The 6,000-nt window shown below is 46.8% G+C and carries 5 protein-coding genes and 1 pseudogene; 1 reads left to right on the forward strand and 5 read right to left on the reverse strand.

The genetic code is table 11. The annotated features are described in order from the left end of the window. Positions 1 to 176: 176 nt before the first annotated feature. A complete protein-coding gene (fsa, locus tag L1N85_RS16235) occupies positions 177 to 845 on the reverse strand; it encodes a fructose-6-phosphate aldolase (protein WP_235240127.1) in 669 nt (222 codons plus the stop codon). A 37-nt stretch (positions 846 to 882) separates the two neighbouring features. Further along, positions 883 to 2,877 (reverse strand): transketolase, encoded by a 1,995-nt coding sequence (tkt, locus tag L1N85_RS16240; protein WP_268818322.1) that lies wholly within the window; start codon positions 2,875 to 2,877, stop codon positions 883 to 885. A 118-nt stretch (positions 2,878 to 2,995) separates the two neighbouring features. On the opposite strand from tkt, the gene L1N85_RS16245 reads away from it, so the two are divergent. Beyond that, positions 2,996 to 3,874 (forward strand): LysR family transcriptional regulator, encoded by an 879-nt coding sequence (locus tag L1N85_RS16245; RefSeq protein WP_235240133.1) that lies wholly within the window; start codon positions 2,996 to 2,998, stop codon positions 3,872 to 3,874. A gap of 294 nt (positions 3,875 to 4,168) precedes the next feature. Here the strand turns inward: L1N85_RS16245 and L1N85_RS16250 are convergent, their stop codons facing one another. From L1N85_RS16250 to L1N85_RS16260, 3 genes and pseudogenes are all read right to left on the reverse strand, one after another. Next, a complete protein-coding gene (locus tag L1N85_RS16250; RefSeq protein WP_235240128.1) occupies positions 4,169 to 4,387 on the reverse strand; it encodes a hypothetical protein in 219 nt (72 codons plus the stop codon). A 252-nt stretch (positions 4,388 to 4,639) separates the two neighbouring features. Further along, positions 4,640 to 4,954: a cupin domain-containing protein gene (locus L1N85_RS16255; protein ID WP_235240129.1), complete on the reverse strand. Its 315-nt coding sequence runs from the start codon at positions 4,952 to 4,954 to the stop codon at positions 4,640 to 4,642. A gap of 58 nt (positions 4,955 to 5,012) precedes the next feature. Next, positions 5,013 to 6,000, reverse strand: a pseudogene (locus tag L1N85_RS16260) (hypothetical protein); the annotation flags it as partial.

The following is a 6,000-nucleotide window of genomic DNA, read 5'->3' on the forward strand; positions in this document are numbered from 1 at the left end:
TGGTTGAAACTTACGTTGCGTCAAATTATATAACACCAGAAACTAGATTCTTTCTTACGCAATTGTTTATATGTCATATAATATAACATAATAAGTTCAGAGTCAATTCATGAGGAGCACAAATGCTATTTTTTTATCGCCGTAATTATATTCATTGAGCTTATCCAGCTTTAAAATTAAAGTGAAGCTGTTTTTTTCCAATCGGCAGCAAATTTCTCCATCCCTTGATCCGTTAGAGGATGCTTGGAGATTTGTTCGATAACCGCAAACGGAATCGTTGCAATATGCGCGCCTGCCATCGCTACGCGAGTCACGTGATCCGGGTGACGGACGGATGCGGCGATAATTTGCGCGTCAAGGTTATGCGTACGGAATAATTCGGCGATTTTCGAAACTAATAGGACGCCGTCTTCCGAAATGTCATCCAAGCGGCCAAGGAATGGTGAAACATAAGTAGCGCCTGCGCGAGCGGCCAAGAGCGCTTGGTTCACTGTGAAAATCAACGTCACATTTGTTTTCACGCCTTTTTTAGTCAAGTAACGGCAAGCTTCCAGGCCTGCCAGCGTCATCGGAAGCTTGATGGTAATGTTTTTGTCATGATTATTGATTTTGATCAGCTCGTCCGCTTGCGCGATCATTTCTTCTGCTGTAATCGCATCAGGCGTTACTTCGGCAGAAACGGATTCAACCTCGGGCACTTCCCGCAAAATCTCAGCAATTCGGTCTTCGAATTTCACGCCTTCTTTGGCAACCAAAGACGGATTCGTCGTAACACCGGATAAGACGCCGATTTTATACGCTTTTTTGATGTCTTCCACATTTGCAGTATCGATAAAAAATTTCATAGTTTACTACCTCCGTTTTTTAAATGATTATTTTTATTTACTTCATTAATTCTTTAGTTAAGCGTACCACATTTTCCATGGAGAAACCAAAGTAATCCATAACTTCAGTACCGGGTCCTGAAGCGCCGAACGTTTCAATCGACAATACTTTGCCGTCCTGTCCCGTATAACGCTCCCAGCCCAATGAAATACCGGCTTCAATAGCTATACGCTTCGAAACGGAAGCAGGAAGAACGCTCTGCTTGTAGGCTTCTGATTGACGGTCGAACAATTCTCTGCTCGGCATGGCAACTACGCGTACAGAGATGTTATCCCGCTCCAGCTCCGCTTTAGCGTTCACGGCAAGCGTTACCTCGGATCCGGTTCCGATCAGGATGACATCCGGCTGATTGTCGGTTTCCGTTAGGATATAAGCTCCTTTGGCTACATTTTCCATATTGGCCTTGGTCGATTCATATACCGGAAGATTTTGTCTGCTCAGCACCAGAGCTACCGGACCTTCATTTTGCTGCAAGGCATACGCCCATGCGCTCGCCGTCTCGTTGGCATCGGTCGGCCTGATAACCGTAAGTCCTGGAATCGTGCGCAATGCAGCCAGGTGCTCGACGGGTTCATGCGTAGGTCCATCTTCCCCGACGGCAATCGAATCATGGGTGAATACGTAAATTAATGGCAGCTTCTGCAGCGCAGCCAAACGAATCGACGGGCGCAAATAATCGCTGAATACGAAGAAGGTGCTTACGAATGGTTTTACGCCCCCATGCAACGCCATACCATTGCCGGCAGCACCCATAGCGTGCTCGCGAACGCCAAAGTAGATGTTGCGGCCCGAATAGGATTCTACTGCGAACTTTTGCTCTCCCTTGATGTCCGTCATCGTCGAATGCGACAAGTCCGCGCTTCCTCCAAAGATGGAAGGAACGGTTTTCACGTAATGATTGATGGCTTCTCCGCTCGCTACGCGGGTCGAAATGGTTTTAGAAGCGTCAAACGTAAGGATATCTGCGGTATCCAACAACACGGATCCGGTGATGGCATGCTCAAGCTCTTTACCTTGCAAAGGAAATTGCGCTTTATAGGAAGCAAACAAACGGTTCCATTCTTCTTCCTTGGCCGCGCCCTTTTGTTTAAGCTGCTCGAAATGAGCTTTGACTTCGTCCGGAACGGTAAATTCATTCTCATACTCCCAACCGTAAGCTTCCTTGGTTGCCTTTGCCTCATCTTTGCCGAGCGGATTGCCGTGTGCTTTGTTCGTTCCCGCCACCTTGCTTCCATAACCGATAATCGTCCGAATTTCGATAAGAGTCGGCTGCGAATCATTATTCTTGGCTGCTTCAATCGCTTCGGCAATTCGCGATACGTCATTGCCGTCCTCTACCCGTATATATTCCCAATTAGCCGATTCCGTTCTTTTTCGCATATTTTCGCCGAAGGAAAGGTTAAGCGCTCCATCCAATGAAATGTCGTTGGAATCATACAATACGATTAATTTGCCAAGCTTCATATGTCCAGCCATGGACATCGCCTCGTAAGAGATTCCTTCCATCAAACAGCCGTCCCCGACGAGCGCATACGTATAATGATCGATAACCGGGAAACCGTTTTGATTAAATTTTGAGGCCAGATGGGCTTCAGCCATCGCCATCCCGACAGCCATGGCAACGCCTTGTCCTAAAGGTCCTGTTGTCGCATCTACGCCATCCGTATGCCCAAATTCGGGATGTCCCGGGGTTTTACTGTTCAGCTTGCGAAACTGCTTTAAATCTTCAAGCGACACCTGATATCCGGACAAATGCAAGAGGCTATACAGCAAAGCCGAGCCGTGACCCGCAGACAACACGAAGCGGTCGCGGTTAAACCATTTGGCATGGCCGGGATTGTGATTTAACAGTTTGGACCAAAGGGCGTACGCCATCGGTGCTGCTCCCATTGGCAGCCCAGGATGACCGGAGTTGGCGCTGTTTATGGCATCGATGGACAAGGTTCGGATCGTATCGATAGCTAAATGCTCAATTGTTTTTGTAATAGGCATCATATTCTCCTTCTTCCTCTCTCCGCAAGATCTGGTTTCTGTTTCGTATTTCCACTATAATACGATTATCAACTATACAAGTAATTAATATATTTCACAGGAGCTATAGACCGTGTCTATGAACAATAATTACGAATTGTACAAGGTTTTTTATTGGGCTGCGAAGACAGGAAGTTTAACTAAGGCTGCTAAAGCCTTGTTCCTCACCCAACCGAGCGTCAGCCATGCCATCAAGCAGCTGGAAGACAGCTTTGGCATCACTTTGTTTTACCGGACTTCAAAAGGCGTTACGCTGACGCAAGAGGGCGCCATACTGTATTCCTTTGTTGAGCAGTCTCAAATCTTAATATCGCTGGCCGAAGAAAAAATGGCCGCGCTAAAAAATCTGGACAGCGGAGAGCTGCGAATCGGCGGAAGCGATTCGCTGTTCAAGCATTATTTGCTTCCGTTCTTGGAAGCCTTTCATCATCATCATTCCGGTATCAGACTTCACTTAAATCACGGAACGACTCCGGAAATTATCACTTTCTTAAAAGAGGGCAGAATTGATTTGGGCGTCGTTCGCATGCCTATCGTCGATTCACAGCTTGAAGTGAGGGAGACTATAAAGCTGCAGGATTGCTTCGTAGCGGGGGCCCGTTATGCAGAGCTTAAGGACGTGGTTCTATCATTAGATATGCTGCTCCAGCATCCCGTCATCCTATTCTCGCGCAATAGCCGGGCACGAATGGCCATTACGGAATTATTTCAAAATTACGGCTATACGCTCAAACCTGAAATCGAGGTCGGAAGCGTGGATCTTCTTATCGAGTTTGCGCGGAAAGGACTCGGCATTTCTTACGTAACCAGAGAATTTGTTTCGAATGAGCTGAAAGAGGGCTCTCTCTTCGAAATTCAATTGGATGTGCAGCTGCCGCCCACGCACGTGGGGATCATGACTATGCGAAACATGCCTCTTTCCAGTGCGGCCGGCAGGTTCATTGAGCTGGTTAGATAGATCAAAATGATTAAACACAGTTAGAAAATGATTCGTTCATGACGGTCCCGAATAAGGTAGAGATATACGAACACTATACGAATATAGCTGATCATGTAATGGCATTGCTGTGGTAAATAATCGTTTGACCTAACGTAGACAGTGTGCTTCCAATCATTGCAAACTCATTTTGCGAATCGTTTGCTGAGCCCGGCTGATAAAAGCTGTGTACGCTGGATACCAGCTTCTCCATCGGAAATATACGCGTTTGGAAATCAAATAAGAAAATAGCAGCCCGATTAACAATACGAGAAGTCAGCTGCTAAATATTTGGCCTTTCAGTTGCTCCGATGAGGATACGAATGTGTTCATCGGCCGTATTAATACATATTTCCAATGATTATCCGAAGCCTTGTCGTTCAAGTAGGACAACACGTATTGGCCGCGTTTATTATAATGGATATCCTTATTTCCCCCATCTGACTCCATCCACTGCTTCGCTATCGAAAGGGCATCATCGTCATTCAGACCCATATGATAATGGAGTTGCCCTCTTCATTAAAAGCGTACAACTTTTCCATAGGCGAGCTCAGGTACGTCCATCGGTTTAATGCTGATGGAAGTGAGTCTTTCAAGAAAGAGGCATCCGGTGAATTGTTCAGCTTCGAGTAAAACTGACTATTATCAATGATATATATGGCATATTTCATCCAAAAACAGACCTCCCACGAGTGCTGACGCAGGAAGCCTGTTTATGTTTTTAACGATGGACGTATGTCTTATAACCTATTCGATTAAATCCTGCCTGAGCGGAGTGAAAGTGTCCAGCAACTTGCTCTTCTGAAGGGCGCGGCAGCCATGCTCGGCAAGGCTCGGAATGTAGATCGTCTCTCCCGCCGAAATGACGGCTTTCTCTCCGTTGACCGTAAATTCCAGCTTCCCTTCCAAACAGTAAGAAAGCTGCTCATGCACATGACTGTGCAAATAACCTTCCGCTCCTTCCTCAAAATGAACCTCCATCATCATAATCGTCTGGCCCGGAGTAAATATTTTCCGTTTTACGCCCGGTTCAGCATTTTCCCATACGTTCAGTCTGCTCATTGCAGCGTCCTCCTTTATGTGTTCCATTCTCGTTCATTACTTTGTTATCCCATTAAATCTATACGTACTGAGTTATGTTCTCGCTTCGGATAAATGACAGTGCATACCCATTTGAAGCAGATAGCTTCAGCTCCGAATGATCGAATGCAGGAGAAAGCAGTTTACAATAGTTTATAAAATGGTCCAAGCTTTCGAATTCCTCCTTCGAGCCGCACTGGCAAATATACGCCATTCTGGTTCCATATACACGGTATTCGCAGTCAATCAGGCGGTCGTTATGAGGCAACATCGCATCACTGCACCATATCGCTGCGTAACCGCCACCCTTTTGTCCAAACAGCCATGGCCCATCCTGTGTAACCGAATCAAATTTGCTGGACGGAAAAAACAGATGGGTAAATGCAATCGGATGATCTTCCCCAATGTCATAGATAGCTCCAAGCAAATTGCCCTGTTGCCGGACCGCCGGCATGATGCCGTTCCCATACCAGTAGCCGGGGCGCATGCCGCCATCGTCCGACATCTCCCCCGGATGGTTGGTAAACATTACCGTATCATTATCGAGCGCCGCATACCACATATGCTGCTGGTAGCCATGCACGCCCGGTTCAAATCGCGAGGTTCCGTGAAACCGCTCGTTAAAGGATTTAATATAAAGATTGGACTCTACGTCGGCGGAATCATCAAAGCTGCAATTTTCCCAAAATGACGGCTTCTCATCGTATCTAGGCGACTGTACCGAAGTCAGCATATAATCCTGCTGCTTGCTAAGCTTAACCCAAGCGTTTCCGGTCTGATACTCCATCTCCAAGGGCTTGTCCATAAGACTTGCATAATGATACGGCAGCCGGTACTTGCTGTTCATTAAGAAGACCATCCATTCGCTGTTGCCGACCGGACTATCGGCATTCAGCAGATGCATCAAGGACTGGGCTGACTGGGTAAACGGAAGAATGACGGAACGGTATATCCTCGCCTGCGGCGCAATGATGGAGCCTCTGAAGGTATGGCAGGCAAATGATTTCAGCATCTGATCGATCAACCGG

The organism is Paenibacillus alkaliterrae (genome assembly GCF_021532375.1).
In the GTDB taxonomy this organism is placed as follows: Bacteria; Bacillota; Bacilli; order Paenibacillales; family Paenibacillaceae; genus Pristimantibacillus; species Pristimantibacillus alkaliterrae.